The organism is Thioclava sp. DLFJ5-1 (assembly GCF_002020115.1).
Classification (GTDB): domain Bacteria; phylum Pseudomonadota; class Alphaproteobacteria; order Rhodobacterales; family Rhodobacteraceae; genus Thioclava; species Thioclava sediminum.
Window position 1 is genome coordinate 1,028,787 of the sequence record NZ_MPZU01000001.1, and the last position, 25,403, is coordinate 1,054,189.

The 25,403-nt window shown below is 62.4% G+C and carries 21 protein-coding genes; 14 read left to right on the plus strand and 7 right to left on the minus strand.

Annotated features, from left to right (window positions below; genetic code table 11):
• Window positions 1-3: 3 nt before the first annotated feature.
• Window positions 4-414 carry an FMN-binding protein gene (locus tag BMI86_RS04920; RefSeq protein ID WP_168173783.1) on the minus strand — a complete coding sequence of 137 codons (411 nt, stop codon included), beginning with the start codon at window positions 412-414 and terminating at the stop codon, window positions 4-6.
• A 486-nt stretch (window positions 415-900) separates the two neighbouring features.
• Window positions 901-1,374 (minus strand): autoinducer binding domain-containing protein, encoded by a 474-nt coding sequence (locus BMI86_RS04925; protein WP_168173784.1) that lies wholly within the window; start codon window positions 1,372-1,374, stop codon window positions 901-903.
• 380 nt (window positions 1,375-1,754) lie between these two features.
• On the opposite strand from BMI86_RS04925, the gene BMI86_RS04930 reads away from it, so the two are divergent.
• The 9 genes from BMI86_RS04930 (at window position 1,755) to BMI86_RS04970 (ending at window position 12,118) form a co-directional block, all read left to right on the plus strand.
• Window positions 1,755-2,708 (plus strand): alpha/beta hydrolase, encoded by a 954-nt coding sequence (locus tag BMI86_RS04930; protein ID WP_210402690.1) that lies wholly within the window; start codon window positions 1,755-1,757, stop codon window positions 2,706-2,708.
• Window positions 2,709-2,765: 57 nt separating this feature from the next.
• Window positions 2,766-3,680 carry an AraC family transcriptional regulator gene (locus BMI86_RS04935; protein ID WP_143594726.1) on the plus strand — a complete coding sequence of 305 codons (915 nt, stop codon included), beginning with the start codon at window positions 2,766-2,768 and terminating at the stop codon, window positions 3,678-3,680.
• 270 nt (window positions 3,681-3,950) lie between these two features.
• Window positions 3,951-4,955, plus strand: a complete 1,005-nt coding sequence (locus BMI86_RS04940) for an AraC family transcriptional regulator (protein ID WP_078540004.1) — start codon at window positions 3,951-3,953, stop codon at window positions 4,953-4,955.
• A gap of 108 nt (window positions 4,956-5,063) precedes the next feature.
• Window positions 5,064-5,891 carry an NAD(P)H-binding protein gene (locus tag BMI86_RS04945; RefSeq protein ID WP_078540005.1) on the plus strand — a complete coding sequence of 276 codons (828 nt, stop codon included), beginning with the start codon at window positions 5,064-5,066 and terminating at the stop codon, window positions 5,889-5,891.
• Window positions 5,892-5,916: 25 nt separating this feature from the next.
• Window positions 5,917-6,345: a DUF4345 domain-containing protein gene (locus BMI86_RS04950; protein WP_078540006.1), complete on the plus strand. Its 429-nt coding sequence runs from the start codon at window positions 5,917-5,919 to the stop codon at window positions 6,343-6,345.
• A gap of 154 nt (window positions 6,346-6,499) precedes the next feature.
• Window positions 6,500-6,997, plus strand: a complete 498-nt coding sequence (locus BMI86_RS04955) for an anthrone oxygenase family protein (protein WP_078540007.1) — start codon at window positions 6,500-6,502, stop codon at window positions 6,995-6,997.
• 41 nt (window positions 6,998-7,038) lie between these two features.
• Window positions 7,039-7,521, plus strand: a complete 483-nt coding sequence (locus BMI86_RS04960; RefSeq protein ID WP_246831625.1) for a GNAT family N-acetyltransferase — start codon at window positions 7,039-7,041, stop codon at window positions 7,519-7,521.
• Between the two features lie 128 nt (window positions 7,522-7,649).
• Complete coding sequence (locus tag BMI86_RS04965; RefSeq protein ID WP_078540009.1) at window positions 7,650-8,534, plus strand: DMT family transporter; 885 nt, start codon at window positions 7,650-7,652, stop codon at window positions 8,532-8,534.
• Window positions 8,535-8,908: 374 nt separating this feature from the next.
• Window positions 8,909-12,118 carry an autotransporter domain-containing protein gene (locus BMI86_RS04970; protein WP_168173785.1) on the plus strand — a complete coding sequence of 1,070 codons (3,210 nt, stop codon included), beginning with the start codon at window positions 8,909-8,911 and terminating at the stop codon, window positions 12,116-12,118.
• Window positions 12,119-12,320: 202 nt separating this feature from the next.
• Here the strand turns inward: BMI86_RS04970 and BMI86_RS04975 are convergent, their stop codons facing one another.
• Complete coding sequence (locus tag BMI86_RS04975; protein WP_078540011.1) at window positions 12,321-12,851, minus strand: universal stress protein; 531 nt, start codon at window positions 12,849-12,851, stop codon at window positions 12,321-12,323.
• Between the two features lie 193 nt (window positions 12,852-13,044).
• Between BMI86_RS04975 and BMI86_RS04980 the strand changes: the two genes are divergently transcribed.
• A complete protein-coding gene (locus BMI86_RS04980; protein ID WP_078540012.1) occupies window positions 13,045-13,380 on the plus strand; it encodes a YegP family protein in 336 nt (111 codons plus the stop codon).
• Between the two features lie 57 nt (window positions 13,381-13,437).
• Window positions 13,438-13,902, plus strand: a complete 465-nt coding sequence (locus tag BMI86_RS04985; RefSeq protein ID WP_078540431.1) for an MAPEG family protein — start codon at window positions 13,438-13,440, stop codon at window positions 13,900-13,902.
• A gap of 180 nt (window positions 13,903-14,082) precedes the next feature.
• Here the strand turns inward: BMI86_RS04985 and BMI86_RS04990 are convergent, their stop codons facing one another.
• From BMI86_RS04990 to BMI86_RS05000, 3 genes are all read right to left on the minus strand, one after another.
• Window positions 14,083-14,889 (minus strand): metallophosphoesterase, encoded by an 807-nt coding sequence (locus BMI86_RS04990; protein ID WP_078540013.1) that lies wholly within the window; start codon window positions 14,887-14,889, stop codon window positions 14,083-14,085.
• 38 nt (window positions 14,890-14,927) lie between these two features.
• Window positions 14,928-15,923, minus strand: a complete 996-nt coding sequence (locus tag BMI86_RS04995; protein ID WP_168173786.1) for an AAA family ATPase — start codon at window positions 15,921-15,923, stop codon at window positions 14,928-14,930.
• A gap of 502 nt (window positions 15,924-16,425) precedes the next feature.
• Window positions 16,426-18,402 carry an AsmA family protein gene (locus BMI86_RS05000; RefSeq protein WP_078540015.1) on the minus strand — a complete coding sequence of 659 codons (1,977 nt, stop codon included), beginning with the start codon at window positions 18,400-18,402 and terminating at the stop codon, window positions 16,426-16,428.
• Between the two features lie 438 nt (window positions 18,403-18,840).
• On the opposite strand from BMI86_RS05000, the gene BMI86_RS05010 reads away from it, so the two are divergent.
• The 3 genes from BMI86_RS05010 (at window position 18,841) to BMI86_RS05020 (ending at window position 23,649) form a co-directional block, all read left to right on the plus strand.
• Window positions 18,841-20,592 carry a sigma-54-dependent Fis family transcriptional regulator gene (locus BMI86_RS05010; protein ID WP_078540016.1) on the plus strand — a complete coding sequence of 584 codons (1,752 nt, stop codon included), beginning with the start codon at window positions 18,841-18,843 and terminating at the stop codon, window positions 20,590-20,592.
• Window positions 20,593-20,733: 141 nt separating this feature from the next.
• On the plus strand, window positions 20,734-22,533 hold the full coding sequence (locus BMI86_RS05015) for an NAD(P)/FAD-dependent oxidoreductase (RefSeq protein ID WP_078540017.1): 1,800 nt from the start codon (window positions 20,734-20,736) through the stop codon (window positions 22,531-22,533).
• A gap of 63 nt (window positions 22,534-22,596) precedes the next feature.
• Window positions 22,597-23,649: a 2,3-butanediol dehydrogenase gene (locus BMI86_RS05020; protein WP_078540018.1), complete on the plus strand. Its 1,053-nt coding sequence runs from the start codon at window positions 22,597-22,599 to the stop codon at window positions 23,647-23,649.
• 249 nt (window positions 23,650-23,898) lie between these two features.
• Here the strand turns inward: BMI86_RS05020 and BMI86_RS05025 are convergent, their stop codons facing one another.
• Complete coding sequence (locus BMI86_RS05025) at window positions 23,899-25,206, minus strand: Glu/Leu/Phe/Val dehydrogenase (protein ID WP_210402691.1); 1,308 nt, start codon at window positions 25,204-25,206, stop codon at window positions 23,899-23,901.
• Between the last annotated feature and the right edge of the window lie 197 nt (window positions 25,207-25,403).

Consider the following 25,403-nt stretch of genomic DNA (forward strand, 5'->3'; position numbering starts at 1 on the left):
GGACTATTTCAGCGATTTCAGCAGCGCATCATTTGCCGAATTCAGGAACGCCTGGCTGGTGAGCGTTGCGCCGGAAATGTAGGAGACGTTGGTATTCTGCGCCATGACGATTTCGCGTTCGAGCATCGGCAGGGCCTTGCTGTTGATATAGCGGCTCGTCCTGCGATCCGTCGGCGATCTCAGGATGTCGATGGAGGCGATTTTCCCATTTTTCACATGGGCTTGCACCTGCACATAGCCGTAATACTGGCGGACCGGAGACCCGGTCCAAGTGCCATCCTGAAATTGAGCGTTCGCGGGAATTTGGCGAGGCTGCGAAAAGCTCGAGAAAAAGTCTGCCGAGGCCGCGGTCGAACTGAGCAGCACAGCGAGAACGGTGCCTGAGAGTGCGCTTGTAAACTTCCTGCTCGTCATTGGGGACCTCCTGACATTCCTTGCGGGTTCCCGGCCCGGTGAATTCGATTTGACGGTCGCTCGCCTGCCCCCAGACCACTTATAAAGATACGTGTTCCGCATCGACATTGAAGTCGCGCCCATTCCCCTTTGCGTGAAGCAATCGCGAGCGAAGGGAGCGGTCGCTCGTGAACGCAGTCGCGCCCATCCCCATTTCCGGTTGAGGTATCGCCTTTCCTTCGCGGATCTTTCTCCCTGCCAGCACTTGTGCGCCGTCAGCCTCACCTCCACCGGAACAGCAACCTGAGGGAGAACGCAGTCTCTGCGAGGATCGTCAGCCCATATGCATGGGCGAAAGCCGACGAGACGTCGGGCACGGAAGCTATTGCCAACGCGCAGACGGTTCGCACGCTGCCCGACCCAGACCGAGACGAGAACGATCGCCGCGCCGGCCTCGAGACGGGCGACGCGCCCCGATAGTATTGCGCCCGGTCTTCAAACGACCAGTTACGCTGGGACGGCAATTTGGCGCAATTCCTCAAGCTCCTCCTCGGACATGTCCAGCGCATCGCGGGTCACATCGTGAAGCTCCTGCATCAATGTTTGAGCCTGCTCGATCTCCTCCTGCGTGATTGGACGAGACGGATGGGCAAAGAAACCGAGCGAGCGGTCCAGCTCCCCAAGCGCAATGACTTTTCCGAAGCGCAATCCGAAACGCGCGGCGGCGCCGAACACGTCACTCTGGTCACCGTCGGCGAGATCTTCCCAGTCACAAATGCCCTGATTGGAGATCGCCCAGCGGACGGTCGGATCCACAAAAACGAGCTCTTTTTCAGTGTAGTAATCGACCCACTCTTTTGGGTAGGTGAGATAGCTAAGGGTCGGACTAGCAAAGCGAACATGCAGGCCCAACGCGAATGTCCAATCGCAGACCCGGTTCAGACGTTGCAATAGGTCCTCGATCTTACGCAGATTATCCATGTCTCGCCTCCTGACCACATCTTGCAACTCTTCGCCGATGCTTTTGGCGTATTTAGGGCAGTTTCTTGAAAACTTCGATTTGTAAATTCGGGAAACAAGCTGAGACCGATGAAACCCGTGCTTTGCCTGAGGACTCTGGACCATCCGCAGCGGGAGTTTTCGGGTCGAGAATGCCTTGGGCAGAAAGCGCGACAACGCCGTTCCGATGGGATCGGCATCCTGAAACGACACCTCCCAACCAGAGAAGCGAAAGAAAATGCGCTTTCGGAGGATCAGGCAAGAATACCCCCGGAATGATATACCTGTCTCCGGCCTTCGGGACTTATTTCGAGTGCAACGCCGCTAAGCAGATTGGCGCGTCGATCTCGAAAGGACACATGATGGAACTCACGCAAGACTGGGACAAAACCTTCCCGAAAAGCGACAAGGTCGACCACAGCAAGGTCACCTTCACCAACCGCTACGGCATCACGCTGGCGGGCGATCTCTACGCTCCCAAGGGCGACGGCCCCTTCGCCGCAATCGCGATCAGCGGCCCGTTCGGCGCTGTGAAAGAGCAATCCTCCGGCTTCCACGCGCAGACGCTCGCCGAGCGTGGCTTCGTGACCCTGGCATTCGACCCGTCCTTCACCGGGGAAAGCGGCGGCAGCCCGCGCAATGTCGCCTCGCCCGACATCAACACCGAGGATTTCAGCGCCGCGGTCGACTATCTCGGCCTGCTGGGGTCGGTCGATCGCGAGCGCATCGGCATCCTCGGCATTTGCGGCTTCGGCGGTATGGGCCTGAACGCAGCCGCGGTGGACAAGCGGGTCAAGGCCGTGGCGGTCACCACGATGTATGACATCAGCCGCATGATGGCCAAAGGCTACTTCGACAGCAACACGCCCGAGCAGCGCGCGGAAACTCTCGAGGCGCTCGGTCAGCAGCGCTGGGTCGACGCGGAAAACGGCGCTCCGGCCTATGGCCCGGTCTCGCTCGAACTTCAGGGCGGCGAGCCGCAATTCGTCGTGGAATACGCCGGCTACTACAAGTCCGAAGAGCGCGGCTTCCACCCCCGGTCGGTCAACTCGAACGCATCCTGGACGCTGACGACGCCGCTGTCGTTCATGAACATGCCGCTCCTGACCTATATCGACGAGATTTCGCCGCGTCCGAGCCTGTTCGTTCACGGCGACAAGGCGCATTCGCTCTATTTCAGCGAGACGGCTTACGCCGCTGCGGCCGAACCGAAGGAGTTGTTCATCGTCGAAGATGCGAACCACACCGATCTCTACGATCAGGTCGACAAGATCCCCTTCGACAAATTCACCAGCTTCTTCACCGAGAACCTGTGATAAAATATTCGGAGCCGCCTGAGGGCGGCTCCGACCTGCAGACGGGGCATGATGCCGATGAATGAGCAGACCATCCGATATGGACATTCGCACGACGCCCTCGCCGCGATGATCGCGAAATGGGCCGAGGGTTCGGAAGATGTCTCGACCCCTCTCCCCGATCTGAGCTTCTTCCGGCGCACGCGCCCGACCGAGCCGGATGTCTGCCTGGTCGAACCCGCGCTTCTGGTCGTGGCGCAAGGGGCCAAGCAGATGTTCGTGGGCGGCGCGCCGCATCGATACGACCCGTCCGGTTTTCTGATCACCTCTCTGGAAATCCCCGGGCAGACGCAGATCATCGAGGCGAGCGAAGAACGGCCCTGCCTAGGGCTGGTCCTGAAGCTCGATCAGCGGATGCTGGCCGAGATGGTCGCGCGCAACGTTACGCCACCGCCCTCTCACGCAAAGGAGCGCAGCAGTGTCGCGGTGGGCACCATGACCTCTGACCTTCTCGCCCCGCTCGAGCGGCTCGTGGCGCTTCTCGACGAGCCCGAGGCCCTCCCTGTTCTTGCGCCACTGATCCGGCAGGAAATCCACTACCGGCTCCTGCGCAGCGATCAGGGAGACCGTTTGTGGTCCTTCGTCGCCGCCGGTAGCCCGAACCAACGCATTCTCGCCCTGCTCAACTGGATGAAGCTCAACTATGCCGAACCCCTCCGGGTGGACGACCTCGCGGCCCGCGCGCAGATGAGCAGTTCGACCTTTCACCAGCATTTCCGCGAGCTCACCACGATGAGCCCGCTCAAATACCAGAAATGGCTCCGTCTGAACGAGGCGCGCCAATTGATGCTCAACGACCATCTCGATGCGGCCAACGCGGCCTTCCAGGTTGGCTATGAAAGCCCGTCCCAGTTCAGCCGGGAATACTCCCGGCTGTTCGGAAATCCGCCCAAGAAGGATATCGACCAGCTGCGGCTCGATGTAGCGATATAAGACGCTCACGTCTCTCCAAGGTGGGGCGTCTTGCGCTGCATGAATTCGATCCAAAATTCGAGCTTCAAAACCGGAGGCGAGAATTTGGGCTCAGGCGAAGCCGCGTCGCGACATCAACTTCAGCAACGAAGGTCCGGATTGGGCCGGGATCTTTCTTCCGCACTCTCATGTTGGATGGAAGGGCCGGCGAAAAGAGGCCACCCTGCCCGCCGCGCGCTCGGGGCCAACGTGAGCTTGGCGGCTCACCACGCGCACCGTAGGATACGGGGCATGGGGTATGTGACGTCTCTCTTCGCACGCAAGGTCGTCGCCGCAGCGGGCGGTGGGGTTGATGCTGCCGCGATGCTGGCCAGCGTCGGGATTACTCCTGACGATCCCTGGAACGCCGGGCGGATGGTTTCCGCCGAGCGTTACTACGACATGCTCGAGAAAATCGCCGAACAGATCGACGTCACCGATCTTCCGCTGCGCACGGGCGCCTCGATGCGGCTTGATGAATACGGTGCGCTTGGACTGGCCTTCAAGGCGGCCACGACGCTCGGGGCGTCCTACGCGCGGGTCGAACGCTATGCGCGTCTCTGGACCAGCGTCGTCGAATACGAGCTGCGGCCGGAGGCGGGGGGCACGCTCTTCATCCTGCACCGTGAAGGCGAACGACGCCTCGGGATGCGGTTGTCGAACGAGGCGACCCTTGCGAGCGCCGTGTCCATCGCAAGGCAGGTTTCTCCAGTGTCCCTCGCGCCCGTGGAAGTGCGGGTCCGGCATCCCGCCCCACGCTCGATTACCGCCCACGAAGATTGGTTCGGCTGTCCGGTGCGCTTCGGGGCCGATCTCGACGCGATCCTCTATGACAACGAGACGCTGGCCCGCCCCAACATTCTCGGGGACGAGGGGATTTCGAGATATCTAACGAAGCATCTCGACGCGGAAATGGCCGAGATCACGCAGGAGCCCGCGCTCGTCTCGCAGGCGAAAACCGCAATCGCGCAAGCCCTCAGCGAGGGCGCACCCAAAATGTCCGAGATCGCTGGCAGTCTCGGGCTGAGTGCGCGGTCCTTTCACCGGCGCCTCTCCGAGCACGGGGTGAACTTTCAAAGGCTCACCGAGGAAACCCGCCGCGACCTCGCCGAGGGGCTCTTGGGCGACGAGAGCCATTCCCTGGCCGAGATCGCGTTCCTCACCGGCTTCTCCGAGCAGAGCGCCTTTACCCGCGCGTTCAAGCGCTGGGTCGGCACAACGCCGGCGAGCTACCGCAAGGATATGACCCACCGCTGACTGGCGCGTTGGCGACGGCGGTCAAAAGGCTGGCCTCACCGGTCAATACCGCGCTGCCTCCCTGCGCTTATCCCTTGGTTATCGAAACCGAAGCCAGGGAGACAGCCCATGCAAGACCGAGAGATTCTCGTCATCGGCGCCACCGGAAAGACCGGCCGCCGCGTCGCCAACCGCCTCGAGGCGCGGGGCCTTGCCGTGCGCCGCGGCTCGCGCAGTTCTGCAACGCCCTTCGATTGGGACGCGCCGGAGACCTGGGCGCCAGCCCTGCGCGGGGCCCGGGCAGCCTACGTTACCTACTTTCCTGACCTTGCTTTCCCAGGAGCGGTGGAAAAGCTGGAGTCCCTCTGCGAGACGGCCCGCGACGTTGGCGTCGAACACGTCGTGCTGCTCTCCGGTCGCGGCGAACACCACGCCCGGCTGGGCGAAGAGGTGGTGCGCAAGTCCGGCATCGACTTCACGATCGTCCGGGCCGCCTGGTTCGCGCAGAACTTCTCCGAGGGCTACCTTCGCGATCCGGTCCTTGCCGGTATCCTTCCGATGCCCGGCGGCAATGTCGCCGAGCCCATCATCGACATCGACGACATTGCCGAGGTCGTCGTCGCCGCGCTGACCGAAGACGGCCATAAGGGCGAACTCTACGAGGTGACGGGACCGCGGCTGATGACATTTGCCGACATAGCGACCGAGCTCTCGCGGGCCACCGGGCGCGAGATCCGGCACATCCCGATCAGCTTCGAGGCGTTCCACGAGGCCGTCGCGCAGGCTGGCGGCGACTTCGTCGCCGACGTCTTCACGGCCATCGCGCGCGAAACGCTGGACGGGCGCAACGCCCACACCGCGGACGGCGTGATGCGCGCGCTCGGCCGTGCGCCCCGCGACTTTGCGCATTTCGCCCGGGCCGCCGCCCGAACCGGCGCCTGGACAAGCGCCGCCTGATACCGTCCCACGAAAGGACCATGACATGAGACCCACCCTGTTCGAGAAGATCGCGCTCGGTCTCTCCGGCTTCACCGCGCTCACCATCGGGGCTTCCATCCTGTTCGTGCCGCACGCCTTCTACGCCAGCTACGGCATCACGTTGGGCGACGACGCCAATCTGCTGAGCGAACTGCGCGCCCCCGGCGCCGGGCTCGCGGGGTTCGGTCTTCTGATGCTCCTCGGCATCTGGGGGCAGGCAGCCCTGCCCGTATCCATGGCTGCGGCCCTGACGGTCTTCATCGCCTTTCCGGTCGGACGGCTGGTCGGACTGATCGCCGACGGGATGCCCTCGGGCAACGTGATCGGTGCCCTCGTCGTGGAACTGATCCTCGCCGCGCTCTGCCTCGCCGCGTTCCGCCGCCGCCTTTGGCAGCGGGCGCCCGGACTCTCCACGGCGCAGCCCGCGCGCTGAACCTGCCGCGGCGGTGGGGCCCTTCCGGGCGTGATCGATATGACCGGGAAAGTCTGCCGTGCAGGGCATCCAAAAGGCTGATTTTCATCGCTCGCTGCCACCTTCAAAGCGCCGCCGGCACTCCCAGCTGAACGTTCCAAAAGGAGACACCCAGATGATACAACAACTCTTCGAAATCAGCCTCGTCGCCGCAACGCTTGCCACGGGCCTCGTCGCAGGTGTGTTTCTCTCCTTCTCCGATTTCGTGATGCGCGCGCTTGGACGCGCCGAGCCCGCAGCCGGGATCGAAGCGATGCAGATGATAAACCGTGAGGTCTATCGGTCGCTATTCGCCACGCTCCTGCTCGGGCTGGCCTTCGTCTCGATCCTGCTCGCGGTCGTCGGGATATACCGTGCGGGACCTGACGTGGCGCTCTGGCTCGCCGCGGCCGCCGGGTTCTACATCCTCGGCGTCGTGGCGGTCACCGCCCGCAAGAACGTGCCGATGAATCAGCGTCTTGACCGCATGGAGCACCGAAGCCCCGACGCATGTGCCTATTGGGCCAGCTACACGCGCGACTGGACCCGCTGGAACCATCTGCGCTGGGTGGCCGCACTGGCCGCCTCGATCGGGTACCTCGGCGCGACCGTCACGGTGGCCGGACAGGTGTGACGGGGTTCGGGTGGGGACGGTCGCACTCGGATCTGCCGCGCTTGAAGGAGGACAAGACCATGATCGATACACCGCTGACCATCCGCCCGGCCCGCGAGACCGATCTGTTCGAGATCGTCGAAATGCTGGCCGACGATCCGCTGGGGGCCACGCGCGAGGATCTGCGCGACCCGCTGCCAGAGGCCTACCACGCGGCCTTTTCCGCAATCGAAAGCGACCCTAACCAGCTGCTGGTCGTTGCCGAGCGCAAGGGAGCGGTCGTCGGAACATTGCAGCTCAGCTTCCTGCCCGGCCTCGCCAGACAGGGCGCCTGGCGCGGACAGGTCGAGGCGGTGCGGATCTCGCGCGATCACCGGGGCGGCAAGCTTGGGGAAGCGATGTTTGCCTGGGCGATCGGCGAATGCCGGGCGCGCGGGTGTTCGTTGATCCAGCTCACCACGGACAAGGCCCGTCCGGACGCGCATCGTTTCTACGACCGTTTGGGATTTGAACCGACCCATGTCGGATACAAGCTGAAGCTCTGAGAAAGGGGCGACTAGTCCCGCAGGTGAACTCCAAAGAACCATGTCGCGCTTTCCGCGCTCCCTCCGACAGTGTAGGTCTGGCTCGTTTGAACCCTCCTCGTAGGGCTGGTCCAATCAGGGAGGTAACGATGAGCTCTGCGATTTCCAACGCGCCGAGACCTTACACGCAAGGCATCTTCCTGATGTGCGTGGGCGTGGCCTGTCTGAGCGCCAATGACGCCTTCGCGAAAGCACTGACCGCCGGCTATTCCCCCCTGCAGATCCTATTCCTGCGCAACGTGATCGCCCTGCCGGCCACCATCGTGATCGCGCTGCTCTTCGGTGGCCCCAAAGCCTTGCGGTCGCACCGGCCGCTTGCGCATTTGCTGCGCGGTGCGCTCTGGGTTGGGGCCGCAATGATGTTCTTCACCAGCTTCATCCATCTCGGTCTGGCAGAGGCGACCGCGCTCATCTTCGTCGCCCCCTTCTTCATCACCGTGATTTCAGCCGCTTTCCTCGGGGAAGAGGTCGGTTGGCGGCGCTGGCTCGCCGTGCTGGTCGGGTTTCTCGGGGTTCTCGTGATCATCCGCCCGGGCGGCGCGACGTTTCAGCTGGTGTCACTGCTGCCAGTCGCGACGGCACTTGTCTATGCCCTGCTGATGCTCAGCGCCCGTTGGGTGGACAGCCGCGAGAGCGTGTGGACTTTGCTTGTCTACCTGACGGGCGCAGGCGCGCTGCTGAGTGCGCTGATCGTGCCATTCGTCTGGGTGCCGGTGCGGTCCGAGGATCTCTGGCTTTTCGCGGGGCTCGCGATATTCGGCACCGCCGGGATGACGATGATCACGCAGGCCTTCCGTTTCGCGCCAGCGGTCGTCGTGGCGCCTCTGGACTACACCGGTTTGCTCTGGGCGACGCTCTTCGGCTGGCTCATCTGGCGTGAGAGCCCCGATGCGATGACGATCGTGGGCGCGGCGATCATCATCGCGAGCGGCGTTTTCACGATCTTCCGCGAGCATGAACAGGCCAGCGACTGAAGCGCGTTGTGTCACCGAGAAAAAGGGTATCGGGCCGTCCGGGCTAACCGCAGCCAAACCCTGCGATCCGACCGGGAAGATACCGCCTTGGCGAGAAATGCCCGACTCACGTATCGGTGATAATCACGTTAGTGATTTGACAGCCACGAACTTATCCACCTGATTGAAAACAGGGATGAGACGCACGTTACGTCAACGCGCCGAAAATCAATAAATTCAGGCCTGTGGGGGCCAAACGGGGACAATTTCAAATGGAAGCTTTCAACAAGCTTGCGCGCCTGTTCGCGCGTCTTGTCGCATGTCGTGAACCTGCCGCTACGGCAATCGCCAAATCCACTCAGAGCAACAATCCAGCCAGCCGCTTGGACCAAAAAATGCGCACAGCGCTGCGTGCCCTCGGGATCGCAACGGCGTTGATCTTCTTCGGGCAGGCCGCCGCCGCCGTCACCTTCGTGGGCACGCCGACCGCATCTCCCACGACCTTCTCCGGCGCAGGCCAGACCATTGATCTGAGCGTCACCTTCAACACCGACTCGCGGGCCTACAATTCCGCGTCGATCACCTTTCAGGCGTTCCCCGCCGGCTCGGTTCAGACCATTTGCCCGCCAGGCACGAACCAGACGAACGCGACCGTTACCTGCACGGCGCGCTATGTGACGACGTCGAGCGACACGTCGAATTTGGAAATCATTCCGATCGTCACGGTCGATGGGCTCGAATCGGCGACCTATAGCGGCGGCATCATCACCGTGTCCTACACCGGCTCGGGGCCTGCAGCCCCGGTGGCCGGCGCGGTCTCGAAGACGGTTACCTATGGCAGCAGCGCAAACAGCATTCCGCTCGATTTTTCAGGCGGCGGCACCCCGACATCGGTTGCGGTGACCTCGCAACCCTCTCACGGGACGACCAGCGTCAGCGGGACCTCGATCACCTACACGCCCACCGCCGGCTATGCCGGGGCGGACAGCTTTTCCTATACCGGCACCAATTCCACCGGAACTTCGAACGCGGCGACCGCCTCGATCACCGTGAGCAATCCCACCCTGAGCATCGCCGCCAGCGGGTCGTTCAGCGCAACCGTCGGACAGAGCTACAGCCAGACCTTCACCTTCTCCGGTGGCACGGCCCCCTATATCGGCTATTCGATCCTCGGCATCCCCGCTGGTCTTAGCGTCACAGCCTTCAACAGCACATCCATCACGATTTCCGGTACGCCCACGGTCAGCGGCACTTTCCAGTTAACTGTCGCAGGCACCGATTCCAGCACCGGGAACGGGCCCTTCAAGGTGACGGAGTCCTTCACGCTGACGATCGCCTCAGCGACAATAAGCATTACCTCGCCAGCCTCTCTTACCAATGCGACTGTGGGGAGCCCCTATAGTCAGGTGATCAAGGCCGGTGGCGGCATCGCACCCTACACGTTTACAGTTCAATCGGGATCCCTGCCTGCGGGGGTGAACCTCACGACTTCCGGGACCCTGAAGGGTACACCGACTGCGGGCGGCACTTTTTCCTTCACAGTGAAGACGACCGATAGCAGCACCGGCACAGGATCACCGGCGAGCGCCACGAAAACCTACACGCTGACCGTAAACCAACCGACGATCTCCGTGGCGCCGACGACCTTGCCCGATGCGGCGCAGAATACGGCATACAGCCAGACGATCACCGCGAGTGGCGGCACCGCCCCCTACACCTATTCCGTTTCCGGCACCTTGCCCGCCGGCATGACCCTGTCGTCAGGCGGTGTGCTCTCGGGAACTCCGACGGGCTATGGAAGCTTCAACTTTTCCATCACGGCCACTGACAGCTCGACCGGTACGGGGCCCTATACCGGAACGCAAAACTACGCGTTCAACGTGACGGCCGCCGCGCCGGTGATCTCCACCACGAGCCTGCCCGGCGCAATGGTCGGCACGCCCTACAATCAGACGATCACCGCCACGAGCGGCAACGCGCCTTACACGTTCTCGATCGCCTCGGGCACCCTTCCGTCCAATATCAGCCTGAGCAGTGGCGGTGTCCTGAGCGGAACGCCGACAACGGCCGGATCCTATGATTTCACGGTGCAGGTGAAAGATGGCGCGGGGAATACCGATCAACAAAGCTACGCGGGCTTTACCGTCTCGAAAGCCGCGACCAGCGTATCGCTGACCCTTTCGTCGAGCAGCGCGCTGCAAGGCGTTCCGGTCACGATGACGGCGAGTGTGACGAGCGGCGCCTCGCCGACCGGCAACATCATCTTCCGCGAGGGTGGCTCCGCGATTGCGACGGTCGCCCTGTCCGGATCGACGGCGAGCTATACCACGCGCACGCTCTCGACGGGTTCGCATTCGATCACCGCGGATTACTCCGGGGATGCCGCCAATGCGCCCGCAAGCTCGGCGGCACAGTCCCTGGCCGTCAACGGTCGCCCTGCCCCTGAGCTCGATCCGACCGTGCGGAGCATGATCGTCTCGCAGGTCTCGACGTCGCATCGTTTCGCACAGACCCAGCTCGACAACACCCATCGGCGTCTCGACTCGCTTCACGGCATGCTGCGCTCGGGCGGGAACCGCACCGGTTGGGGAACGACATCCCAAGCCTTTGCGGGGACAGGCGGTGCGCCGGAGGCTTCGGCAGCCCAAGGGGCGACCACGCCGAGCACGAACTACCTGCTCGATCCGACACCCACCAAGTCGGAGAGTTCTTCGGAGCCGGAGCAAGTCATCGATCTCGTTTCCCGCGCTTTGCAGCCCGCTCAGAACGGCTCTGATCTGCCCTACCGTATCTGGGCGACAGGCACGCTCGATTTCGGCAGGGATCAGGTCGATGGGGGCTACACCAACAAGCTCTCGACGCAAGGGATCACGCTCGGAGTCGATCGGGTCTTCGGCAGCGATATGGCCGCCGGGGCTGCGCTTGGCTTCGGGTATAACCGGACGACCTTCGGGCCGGACGGCAGCAAGTCGCGCTCGCGGGCGAAAACCGTTTCGCTCTACGCCACATGGCAGATGAAGCCCGATCTCTTCCTCGATGCGACAGGCGGTTATGGGAAGCTGGACTTCCGTGAAAACCGTTACTCGACCGACGGCGGCGTGATGCTTTCGGGCGAGCGCGGCGGCCATATGCTCTTCGGCTCACTCGGCCTATCGCAGCTCGGGCAATTGGGACAATGGAGCACATCGAGCTATGGCCGCCTCGACGTGGTGAAACTGTCGCTGGACAGCTACTCGGAAACCGGCTCGTCGGTTTGGGCGCTAGACTACGGAAAGCTCGAAAACACGACAGCTTCGAGCGTCGTCGGGATCACGGCCGAATATGACATGCGTCGCGACTGGGGCACCCTGACACCCGGCGCGCAGCTGGAATACCGGCATGCTTTCAACGGTGGCTTCACGCAAACGCTCGGTTACGCCGATCTCGGAACGATGGATTACTCCTTCGCCGGGGACACGCAATCGCAGGATGCCCTGACCCTCGGGCTGTCGCTGCGCGGAACGGTCGATCAGAACATGGACTTCGAGCTGGGCTATCAGTTCACCTCGGACCTCGCCTCCGCACATAGCCAACAGGTAAGAGCCTCGATGCATATCTCCTTCTGATTTCGAAGTTCAGAACGGCACAAAATCAGAAGGTCCACTGAACTTTTGCGACCTCGCAGAACGATAACCATGGGCTGATTTTGATGTCGGCCCATGGGCATGGTCCAGAGCGCATAGTCAGAAGTTGACGATTGCGCCAGCGATCATAGCTCTGCTCGGACGCCCATCGGGGCCACCGCCTCCGCTCAGTCATGTCTCGAGGTCAACGGACGCTCACGACGGTCACGGGAGACAGGTGCTGGACCTTTTGAGAAACGCTTCCGACAATCAGCGCCTTGAGGTCCGATAGCCCCCGCGCGCCCATCACGATCATGTCTGCGCCGGAGTCCTCGGCAGCTTCAACGATCCGGCGGGCTGCATCGCCATCCGCGGTCAGACATTCCACGCGCTCCACGCCATGATCATGCAGCGTGCGTTCCGCGACATCGAGGATGCGCTTTGCCACGGCGCGCAGCAACTCGTCCTCGGTCTGGGCGTCCCTCGGTACGAGCTCCGCGAGGGGGAAGCGGGCATGGGGCAGCGCCGAAACCGCTTCGAAGAGGGTCCGACCACCCTCCGCGGGTTCGTATTTCACTTCGGCCATGTGCCGCAGCCCCTCCGAGAGGTGATCGCGCAACAGAACATGGAGCAGCACGACCGGCACGCTGAAGCGCGCGGCGATATCCGCTCCGAGCTCCACCGCGCGATTTGACGCGTCCGAACCGTCGGTTGCGATGAGAATTTTCTTGACCATGTCATACTCCCTCGGTGCTCACGCTTCAGCATCACAGCGATGGCGCATCGCCACATTGATTGCGCTCAACGTCGAACGAATGCCCCTGCAATCTGGCCGTGTGGGCGATTGGGGGTATCCGAAAGGCATTGCCAACGAAGGACTGCTCGCTTCACATTGATCCCGTAAGCAGTTTTCAAAAGGATACAGACAGGTGGCTGGAAAATTCGAACTCTATAAGGACAAGGCGGGCGAATACCGCTTTCGACTGAAAGCCGGGAACGGTGAGACCATCCTTGCCAGCGAGGGTTATAAGCAAAAGGCAAGCGCCGAACAGGGCATCGCATCCGTGCGCAAGAACGCGCCGCGGGACGAGCGCTATGAGCGCAAGGCCACAACGTCGGGCAAACCGATGTTCAACCTCAAGGCCACCAACGGGCAGGTTATCGGGACCAGCGAAGCCTATAGCAGCGAAGCCGCCCGCGAGAATGGCATCACATCGGTGAAAAACAATGCACCAGATGCCAAGCTCGACGATCTGACAGCTTGAAGAGGCGCCGTTCCGTCGGCGTGACGCGCCCCGAATGAACGGCCCATGGAGAATGCGATGGCCCTATTGAGCTTGGAAAATCCGGTCTTTGCGACTTACGTGATTGCAGCCGCTCTGATGGTGCTCAAAGTGATGGGCCAGGGCTGGATGACGGTCTACCGGATGCAAAAAACCAACTCCGGGCTTGCGAGCCCGGAGGACGTTCAAAGTGGCCTTCTCAATAAGGCGCCCGACCCGGCCCAGCTTGAGATCAACGACTATGTTGATCGGTCTCGGCGCATGCATCGAAACGACCTGGAGAACATTCCAGCCTTCTGGGTCGCGGGTTTCCTGTTCGTCATGGTCGACCCCGCACTTTGGCTCGCGCAGGCTCTGATGTATGGGTTCGTTGCCACACGGCTTGCGCATTTCTTGGCTTATGCCACGCGCCAAACCCACGAAGTCCGGGCGACCTTCTACACGATCGGGTCTTTGATCGTGATCTACATGGCCCTTCATGTTCTCTGGGTGGCGATTGCGTAGGCCCGAGCAAAAGGGAGGGGCCCGCGCCTTTCAGCACAGCTAGGCGCCGTGACGGTCGGCTCGCCGGTCTAGACGCATAGATCTCGCCGACACAATCATCAGCGTTATCACTGGAAGCGAGGTTTCACCGGCAAAGGCATCAAACCGCCAGCCCCATTCTTTCCCACGAAAAAGCTGAACTCACACTCGACGCTCCTTCGGACACATTCGGACCCGACGCTTCTTACCTTCGGAAGCGCCACCCATGTTCTGCATCGGATATCCGATCGAAACATTCACGACCCGCGTCTTCCCGACAAGGAGCTCAGTTCGGTGATGCGTATGCCCGAAATACCACTCGGCCGGCTGATATTCGTGAATGAGATCCGTCAGGTCACTCGCATAACACCAGCTGAGCTTCTGTCCTCCTGGGAGAACATCAAAGGTCGGCGCGTGATGGGTGACAACCGCGGTTTCCCCATCAAAACCCTCCGCCAGCTTTGAGCGCAGCCAAGAGAGATGCTCGCGGTGTTTCGCGATCGTATCAGCCGGCCGAGCTTTCCGGTAGCCCGCTGAGGCCACGCGAATGTAGCGGTAATCGTTCATCTTCGCCCGGGCATCATGATCCCGGCTCTCGAGAGTTCCAGGCCCCTCCTGGAAGTCCGTCCAGAGCGTGCAGCAAAGATATCGCTTGCTCCCGAAGATGATCTCTCGCTTCTGCGCGAAGTTTACCCCAGCGTCGCGCGCGATCTGCTCGAGCCGGTCATCACCGTCCAACGCGTGATGATAATAGTCGTGGTTGCCAGGCACGACATACACGCGCTCGAGATCGATGTGCTGCCCGATCCTCTCGAACGCCTGCTTCCATCTGACCTTCGGCTTGTTCGTGAGATCCCCGGCGACAATCATCAGCCCAACGTCGCTAAAATCGAGACGCTCAAGGGCATCTCGACCCGCTTCGGACCACATATCCAAGTGAAGATCTGCCACGATCAGAGCTTTCGTCATTCTTTCCGCTCCTCGCTTTCCGATGAAATTGGCGGCAATCACATCAACATGTCGCGTCCGGTTGCGCGCAGAGTTTTCGCAAGGCGCCCGATCTGCCGCAGGCTCGGAGGACGCCCGGCATCGCACATCTCCTCAATGAATACGCCCACGCGTTCCAGCTCTCCCGGCTCAGCATCGTCTCCGGCCGCACGGTTGAAGAACGCCACGAGGTGCTCAGGCTTGCTCACATCGACACGAAACACCTGACACCGGTCGAGAAGCGGCGCGGGAATCTGGTGCTCGTAATTAGCGGTCAGGATCCAGTTCACATGGCTCAGGTCGAAGCGCGTGCGCAAGAACGGGCAGACGAAGTGCTCTGCGCTCGACCGCTCGAGCACTTGTAGCAACGATGTTGTCAGAGACGTTGCCGACCTGTCTGCAGAATGCATGGCGCCGCCCGCCTTGCAGACCTCGTCGACAACGATCACCGGGTTCGCAACCGCGGTTTCCGCGATCAACTCGACCGGGACTCCAGAACTCGCCGTGGCCCAGCCATACTCAATGCCGGAGATCCGGAACCCGGCCCCTCCGGCTCCGACATCGATGATCGCGCGCGGCGCGCGTGCAAATTCAGCAACAAGACGTGCGAAATGCGTCTTCCCGCAGCCGGGCGGGCCGACAAGGATCATCGGGTCGAAGCGCAACCCGACGCCTCCAGCCGCAATATGCGCGAGCCCCTGGTTCATGATCGAGGTCGACACCTCTGCAAGCCAAGGCGCCTGCGCATGCAAGACCGCCGCGAGATCATAAACGGACTCCGCGGCTTCCGGCCCCGCAAGTCTAGCGCCATGCGTATAAAGGTGATGCATCCGTTTGACGGACGTGTCGCTGATATTCTTGTCGACCTCGAAAGTGCTCCTGAATTTCTGATCGACAAGTCGCTCGACAGCGCGATAAATCCGCTGATTTTTACGCTTATTTCGTTCACGCCACTCTTTCGACGGATCGTCGAAAATGTCACCGCAATCATCTCGAGGCTCGTCGCTCGGGAACATGCGACCCCACCGCTTTACGAAAGCGGTATTTGTTTTGCTCGTGGCCGTTGACCGGGCCAGGCTTGCTGAGAGGGGTTTCTTATAGAGAACTTGAACGCGCTTCTGCGTCATGGCGACCACCATCGCTTGAAAATGACCTGATTGAAATCTCGACACCGATAGGCACCCGGTTACGGGCGCAGCTCACGATATCGAGCAGGTAATCTCCAACGTGGTGGCTTGCGTGTTCATGGTGAGACGGTAGTCCGGGCTAGGGGAATGCGTCAAGCGCGCCAAATCCGGAGAGGTCAAACCTGTCGGGGATGCGGCTCGGATAGCGGACGATAAGGGGGGCGTGGAGGCACTTTGCGCATTTCTCAAAGCAAATCGCTCCAGCCCCCCCTGCCGAAACTGCGAGCGATCGACGGTCTGGATGAGACGATCTCATCCAGCAGACATGCGGGGTGAACCTCTCGAGGCCCCTTGTCATGAACGAAGCACTGCCACGAACATAGAAGCCCGCCTACTTGAAGAGCTTCAGCAGACCTTTCGCGGCCTCCTCCTTGAGCTTCTGCTTCGCGGCATCCTCGGTGCTCTGGCCCTCCTGCGGCGCGATCCCGAGCTTCTTGGCAATCTCGGCCTCCGCTTTCGCCTTCAGGTCTTGCTTCGCGGCATCGACCTTGTCGCCCGAGAGCGCCTTCATATCGAGGCCGAATTTCGGCTTCGCCCAGGGACCCGTGATCGAGAGCGGCACCTTCACCCCACCCGTGCCATCGGCCTTGCTGAGCGCGGTCGGCGTCACCGTGTAATCGAGGCTCTGCGCCCCGACATCCACCCGACCCTTGCCCGCAGCACTCAGAAGCGGCGCTTTCAGTGCGAGGTCGTCATTCGACAGCACCCCGTTGGCGATGGTGAAACTCGCGGTGATCTGATCGAAAATCGTCTTCGCCCCCTCTCCCACGTAGTTCAGATCGAGCGTGCGCAGCATCCCCACCAGATCGAGCCCCTCCAGCGCCCCCTTGCCGAAGGCGACATCGCCCGAGCCCGAAAGCGAGCGCGCAAGCGCGGCCTCGCTGTTGCCCGAGGCCAGAAGCTTCACCGCCAGATCCGCCTTCGCATCGAGACGCCTGTAATCGGCCAGATCGCTCAGAAGCGGCTGCATCGAGACGCCCTTTGCCACCAGATCGGCGGAGGCCGAGAACCCGTTGCGCGCATTGGCCACCACTTGCCCGGTGACGCTGCCGCCATAGGCCGAGACCTGACGCAGATCCGCAACCGCCCGGCCGTTGTCGATCGTGATCTGCGCTTTGGTCGGGCCCAGCTTGGCAGTGCCGAAATCGATGGAACTCGCATTGAGCGCGATCTTGCCATCCAGCGCCCGGAGGCCCGAGGCGTCGATGGGCGTGGTCGACCAGCCACTGGCGCGAGAGCCTGAGCCGGAGGAGGACCCGCCTGCGCCAGCCTTGCCCGACGCCCCGGTCAGCGCCGAGAGATCAAGCGCGCCCGCATCGATCTGGGCATCGATCCGCGGCTTGCCTTTCGCGAAGGACAGGTCGCCCGCCACGCTCAGCGCATTGCCGTCGAGCGTGAGCTTGGCGCCGCGCAGCTGCACGGCGCCATCCGCGCCCAGTGTCACATCGCCCTTCGCGGTAATCGTGTCACGCCCCAGCCCCTTCGGCAGATCTAGCGCGGTCTGTCCGAAGATCGCCGCCAGCGCGGTTGGATCCTTGACGCTTGCGGTGAGCGCCCCTTTCGCCGCCAAGGGAGCCGTCCCGAACGTGCCTTTGAAGCCGATCGACGACGCGTCGAGGGTCAGCGCAAGATCGGTGGGGGCCGGATCGCCCGCAAGGAAGGACGCGAAACTTCCGAGCGTGCCATTTACCTTCAGCGCCTTACCATTGACCTGCCCCGTCAGGCCCAGGCTCGCCGGACCGTCGAAGGACGGAAGCGCGAGGCTCGCATCGAGGTGGGTGAGTGCAAGGCGCTGGCCGCTTGCATGATCGATCCACCGCACCGATCCGTCGCTGATCAAACCCTTGTCGAGGCTGAAAGCCGTTATCCCGCCGCCCTCGCCCGGGCTCGGGCGCGCGGTCTGAGTGCTGGTGGCCGCGGCCGGTGGCGTAAACCCCCAGTTCCCGGTCCCGTCCTTGCGCCGCTCAAGCAGGATGTTCGGCGAGAGCACGTCGACCTTCGAGACACGGATCTCGCCGCCAATCAGCGCGCCCGGGTCGACACCGATCTGGAGCCCCTTGGCCGAGAGCATCGGCCCGTCCTTGGACCAATCCGCATTCGCGATCTCGACCGGCCCCGTGCGCACGCCAAGCTGCGGCCAGATCGTTGCATGGACCGACCCGCTCAGCGTCATCTTGCGCCCGGTTGCGGCCTCGAACCGTGCCTCCGCGATCTGGGCGATCTTCTTCGACGGGATCAGCAGGAGCGCCCCCCCGAGGCTCAGGGCGATCAGAACGACGAGAGCGAGAGCGCGAAAGAGCCAGCGCATGGGGCCTCCGGGAGGTTGGGTCTTCGCGTTCAAGCTACGCGCCCGTCTGAAGGCCTTTCAAGTCGGAACAGCTGCACCGCGGACAACGTGATCGAGTTGCCTCCTGCTCCGCCCCCTCCTTGTCGCGCCGGATCATATCGCGGGTGTGTTCGCCGACGTTCTCACAGGAGCCGCCACCACCGACATCGGCCGAGTCAAAATCAACGAGAGGGCCACCAAGCCGGACGGCCCGCGTGGTCGGTCGGGATATGGCACCGCAGCTCTCACTTCTCGTGCATTCAAATTTTCAAAGGCAATCGCAAAACGATTGCAGCCTGGCGCGACCTTGTTGGAGTTAGAAGTAAAAAGCTCCGCATCGGCACACCATTCTCTACGACAATTTCTATTCCGGTCTGAAGCGCAGTCTGTGCTATCGTCCCTTCTGGGAGGCGACGCGCCATGAGAGATGCAGGGCATGTCGAGGAGATCGGACGGGTGCTGGACGGCAGCCAGACCGGGCGAGACAGTTTCGTTTCGGCCTCGTGGCGGCGTTGTGTCGAGCTTTACGGCATGGATCCGACGCGCTCCGACCCGGCCTATATCGTGACCGAGGCAGAGCTGCGCGATCACCGCAAGCAGGCGGAATGGATGATCGCGGCGGCGCGTTCCGGGTTGCAGTCGCTTTTCCGGCAGGTGGCAGGACAAAATTACGTCTTGCTGCTCACCGACGCCAAAGGGGTCTGTGTCGATTTCTTCGGCGACGATCTCTTCACCGAAGACCTGCGCAGCGCGGGGCTCTATCTAGGATCGAACTGGTCCGAGGACCTGGCCGGAACCTGTGGTGTCGGGGCTTGCATCGTGACGCAAGAGCCTGTGACCGTGCATCAGGACGATCATTTCGGAAACGCCCATACTGTTTTGTCCTGCACCGCCGCGCCGATCTTCGACAGTCTCGGACAACTGGCAGCGGTGCTCGACATTTCGCTTTTGCGCTCGCCCACGCCCAAGAGTAGCCAGAACCTCGCGATGAATCTCGTGACGTCAGCGGCACGACGGGTCGAGATGGCCAACCTGATGGCCGAGAGCCCCCGCGACTGGGTGTTGCGCCTGTCCTCCAGCCCGGAATTTCTCGATGTCGATCCCGAGGCTGCTGTGCGGCTCGACGGCTCCGGTCGCGTGCTGGGCTATACCCGCGCCGCGCGGCGGTTGTTTCCCGAAGGCGCCCCGATCCTCGGGCGCGGGATCGATGAGGTGCTCAGCATCAGCGTCGACGACCTGCCCGACCTGATGCGTGACCGCCCAACCGAGGAGCGGGTGATCGAGATGCGCGATGGCGGGGCGTTGTTTGGCCATGCGATCGCACCCAAAGCGCCACGTCACCCTCATCAGGGACTGCGTCGTGGCGGGCCGCTCGCGGGGCTGACCGGGGGCGATCCGGAGATGAACCGTTTGATCGGACAGGCTGAGCGGCTGGCCCCGGGCAATGTGCCCCTGCTGATCTGTGGCGAGACCGGCACCGGAAAGACGAAACTCGCCCGTGCGATCCACATGAGCAGCAAGGCGCAAGGGTTCATCAGCCTCGAATGCGCGGGGCTCGACCCGCAGACGCTGATGCAAAACTGCGCCGAGGCGATCGGGCCGACGACGCTCCTGCTGCGCCGAATCGAAGAGATCGCTCCGGAGACGGCGATCGCGCTCGGCGGACTTCTCGACCGGCGCCCCGAATTGCGCACGCTGGCGACGAGTTGCTTTGAGCCCAGCCAGATCGCGCTGCCGCGCCCGCTGTTCCATCGGCTCGCGGGGTGCGTGCTCAGCGTCCCGCCCCTGCGGATGCGGCGTGATCTCGATTGGCTGATGTCGCGTCATCTGCGCCGCCACGCGGGCGATGCGGTCCGGCTGTCACCGTCGGCACGGGCTGAATTGCTGGGACGTCGCTGGCCCGGCAATATTCGCGAGCTCGAACAGGTTCTCGACGTCGCGGCGGCGCTCTGCGTCGGATCGGTGATCGATCTGCTCGATCTGCCCACCCCCGTCGAAATCACCCCGAATATCGAGAAGGCCCTGCCCGCACCGAGCGACCCTTGGGACATGCTCGAGGAGATTCTGGACGCCTGCGAGTGGAACATGGCGCGCGCCGCCCGGCGGCTCGGGGTCAACCGCTCGACTATCCTGCGCCGGATTCGCAAGGCCGGGTTGCGTCCGCCCGAGTGATATGTTGCGCCCTTGTTGCGCACGCAACATGCCGCGCCGCAGCAGTCGCTTTTCCTCCCTTTGCACGCGTCGCGACCATGGATCGCTCAGCGATCACGCGCCGATACTCCTCCTAGAGACACGCGCAGAGGAGGAGACGCGATGCTTGATACCACCATTAACACACAGACCCAGGACATGCTGGACAGCCTGAACGCCGCGCTGGAGAGCGGCGATATCGACCGCGCGGCCGCGCTGTTTGCGACCGACAGCTACTGGCGCGACCTCGTTGCGGTCAGCTGGAACCTGAAAACCGTGGAAGGGCCGGACGGCGTCGCCGACATGCTGAGAAACCAGCTCGAGCACACCCGCCCCGGCAAGTTCGAGATCCAGTCGGGCGAGATCCCTGCCGAGGAGGGCGGCGTGATCACCGCCTGGGTCACTTTCGAGACGAAGTCGGGCCGCGGCTGGGGCCTGATGCGGATCCGAGATGGCCGCATCTGGACGCTGCTGACCGCGCTTCAGGAGCTCAAGGGTTTCGAGGAAAACCGCGGCACGCGCCGTCCGATGGGCGCTGAACATGGCGCGCGCAAGAACCGGACCTCGTGGAAGGAGCACCGCGAGGCGGAAGAGGCGGATCTGGGCTATGGCACGCAGCCCTATGTGCTGATCGTCGGCGGCGGCCAAGGGGGCATCGCGCTGGGAGCGCGGCTGCGCCAGCTTGGCGTGCCTGCGATCGTTCTGGATAAGCATGACCGGCCCGGCGACCAGTGGCGGAGCCGTTACAAGTCGCTCTGCCTGCATGACCCGATCTGGTATGACCATCTGCCCTACATCAAGTTCCCCGACAATTGGCCGGTCTTCACGCCCAAGGACAAAGTCGGCGATTGGCTCGAGATGTATACCAAGGTGATGGAGATCAATTACTGGACGCGGTCCGAAGTGACCGGCGCCAGCTACGACGACGCCACCGGAAAATGGACGGTCGAGGTCAATCGCGACGGCGAGACGGTGACACTTGAGCCGACGCAGCTTGTGCTCGCGACCGGAATGTCTGGCAAGCCGAATATGCCGCGTTTCCCGGGCATGGAAGACTTCAAGGGCACGATCCAGCACTCGTCGCAGCATGAGGGCCCCGATCCGTGGACTGGCAAGAAAGTGGTCGTGATCGGCTCGAACAACTCCGCGCACGACATTTGCGCGGCACTCTGGGAAGGCGATGCGGATGTCACCATGGTGCAGCGATCCTCCACCCATATCGTGCGCTCGGACTCGCTGATGGAGATCGGGCTCGGCGCGCTCTACTCGGAAGAGGCGCTCGACAACGGAGTCACAACCGAGAAGGCAGACATGATCTTCGCCTCCCTGCCCTACAAGATCATGCACGAGTTCCAGATCCCGCTTTATGACCAGATGCGCGAGCGCGATGCGGAGTTCTACGCAGGGCTGGAAAAGGCGAGCTTCGATCTGGACTGGGGTGACGATGGCTCCGGGCTGTTCATGAAATACCTGCGCCGCGGCTCGGGCTATTACATCGACGTGGGCGCCAGCCAGCTGATCATCGATGGCGAGGTGAAGCTGGCCAAGGGGCAGGTCGACCATTTCGAGGAAGACGCTGTGGTGCTCGCCGATGGCACGCGCTTGCCCGCCGATCTCGTGGTCTTCGCAACAGGCTACGGCTCGATGAACGGTTGGGCCGCCGATCTGATCAGCCAAGAGGTCGCCGACAGGGTTGGCAAGGTCTGGGGGCTTGGCTCGGACACCACAAAAGACCCCGGCCCGTGGGAAGGCGAGCAGCGCAATATGTGGAAGCCGACCCAACAGGAGCATCTGTGGTTCATGGGCGGCAACCTGCACCAATCGCGGCATTACTCGCTCTATCTCGCGCTGCAACTGAAAGCGCGATTGGAGGGGCTGGAGACCCCGGTCTACGGGCTCCAGGAAGTCCACCACCTCTCCTGATCCCATCCCTCTCCCGGCCCCACACGGGCCGGGAGAACTTCCCCCATTGAACGGAGACATTCCATGAAAGCTGCACGTTGGCATGGCGTGAAAGACATTCGCGTCGAGGAAATAGATACCCCTACCCCCGGCCCCGGCGAGGTCGCGATCAAGGTCGCATGGACCGGGATCTGCGGTTCCGATCTGCACGAATATCTGGCGGGACCGATCTTCGTCCCGGTCGAGCAGGATCATCCGCTCAGCCACGACAAGGCGCCGATCACCATGGGCCACGAATATTGTGGGACCGTGGCGGAGTTGGGAGAAGGCGTCACGGGACTGAGCATCGGCGACCGTGTCGCGATCGAGCCGATCTTCGCCTGCGGCACCTGCCCCGCCTGCCTTGAGGGCAAATACAATCTCTGTGACAGCCTCGGTTTTGTCGGGCTCTCCGGGGGACATGGCGGATTTGCTGCAACCTCGGTCGTGCCTGCCCGGATGGTTCACAAGATGCCCGACGCGCTGTCGATGGAACAGGGTGCGTTAGTCGAGCCCGCCGCTGTCGCGCTGCATGCGGTGCGCATGTCGAAGATCAAGGCCGGGGACACGGCTGCTGTCTTCGGCGCGGGGCCGATCGGGCTTTTGGTCGTCGAGGCGCTGCGCGTCGCGGGCGCGGCCCAGATCCATGTCGTAGAACCCTCAGTTGAACGCCGCGAGAAAGCGCTCGAACTCGGCGCCACCAGCGCCATAGACCCGATGGCGGAAGGCCCCGTCGAGAAAATTCGTGCGGCCACCGGCGGTGTTCACGTTGCTTTCGAAGTGACCGGCGTGCCGCGCGTTCTGCCGCAATGCATCGACAGCACCCGCCATGAAGGTCAGACGCTGATCGTCTCGATCTGGGAGGGAGACGCCGCCTTCCAACCCAATACGGCCGTTCTGAAAGAGCGCCAACTGCAAGGCACCATCGCATACCGCAATGTCTATCCGGCGGTGATGGAGCTGATGGTGCAGGGCTATTTCAGCGCCGACAAGCTGGTTACCAAGCGGATCAAGATCGATCAGATCGTGGAGCAAGGCTTCGAGGCCCTTGTCGCGGAAAAATCCCAGGTGAAGATCCTGGTGGAAGCACCAGACTGAAGAAGCCAGAACTTCTTCGCGCTGCGCACGCAAAACCCCAAACGCGCGCGCAGCGCACCAGAGCGGGAGATTGCTCTATTCGTCCGCGGAACCTTTGGAGGCCGACAAATAAAGCTTCACGCTGTGAATGCATATTTTCGAGCACCGCTTCTTTGAAAGCTTATCCTTGCGAGGATACGGGCCAACGAGGATTGTCGCTGACCCCGAGATCGTGCTTTTCCATGTGCCAATTGAGGTCGGGATCGGCCGCTATGATCCCTCAAAATAAGCGGGCGTGCCCCGGGCTTCCACGGATTCAGCGATCCGCCGCAGGCCGTGGATATAGGCGGCATCGCGCATCGAAAGCTCCATTTCGTTGTGCAAGGTCCAGATTGATTGCGTCTCGGTCTCCATCGTCGTCTTCAGATGATCCCGGACACGCGAGCTGTCCCAATAAAAACCCGATCTGTTCTGGACCCATTCCAGATGGGACACTGTCACGCCGCCGGAATTCGCGAGGATATCGGGCACGATGATATGCCCGGCTTCCGTCAGCTTCTTGTCGGCCTCGGGCGAGACCGGCCCGTTCGCCATTTCCAGAATGATGCGGGCGTTGATCTTGCCACAATTTTCGAGCGTGATCTGCCGCTCCAGCGCGGCAGGCACCAGCACGTCGCAATCAAGCTCCAACAGCTCGGCGTTTGAAATCTCTTTCGTTTTGCCTTGCCCTTTCGCGCCTTTCACGCCGCCGGTTTCATGCTTGTGTTGCATGACGGCGAGCGGGTCCAAACCGCTTGGATCGTAGATGCCGCCGCCGGAATCCGAAATGGCGACGATTTTATACCCGTCGGCATGCAGAAGCTTGGCGCAGTGGAAGCCGACATTCCCGAACCCCTGGATCGCCACCGTGGCGGTGTTCGGGTCGAGGGCGAGCGCGGTTTCCAGATAGCGCAGAGCATAGTATCCGCCGCGCGCCGTCGCATCGACGCGCCCGTTCGTGCCCCCGAAAGCGAGAGGTTTTCCGGTGATCGCGCTCGGGGAGGCCTGCCCTGAAATCCAGCTGTATTGGTCCGCCATCCACGCGATGACGATCCCGTTCGTATACATGTCCGGCGCCAGAATATCGCGATCGGGGCCGATGAACGGCGCGAAGGCTTCGACATAGGCCCGGCTCAATCGTTCCAATTCGTTCACCGAGAGCGTCTTCGTGTCCACGCAGACCCCGCCCTTCCCGCCGCCGAACGGTAGGTTGGCCACGGCGCATTTGAACGTCATCCAGAAGGAAAGCGTCTCGATCTCGTCGAGCGAGACGTTCGGATGAAAACGAACGCCGCCCTTGGTCGGACCCCGCCGGTCGTTATAACGGCACCGCCACGACTGGAACGCGCGTCGGCTCCCGTCATCCATCCGGATCAAGAGCGTGGCGGCCAGAGTTTCACGGGGCCCTTTGAGCTCTTCGAAAACGTCGGGATGAATGTTGAGCCGCTCGCAGGCTGCCCGAAGTGTCTCGCGAGACTTCGCCAGCATTCCCGTCGTCGGGGGCGTATTCTCCTCGACGTCTTTTTTCTTAGTCGGCATTGGATCGGAACTCCGTGGCGAGGTTTTCTAGGACGGTTTCTGCAGGACTTTTTCCGACAGTCAGCCGACAGGGCGGGCGGCGTCATTGATTTGTCTCAAAATATGCGAGCCGGCGTCTAAGGCTTCTCATGCGCTCCAAGTGGCGGTTTGGAGGCGCGGCCTGACTGCAAACTGACGCCCCAGACTTGCAGCCGGCA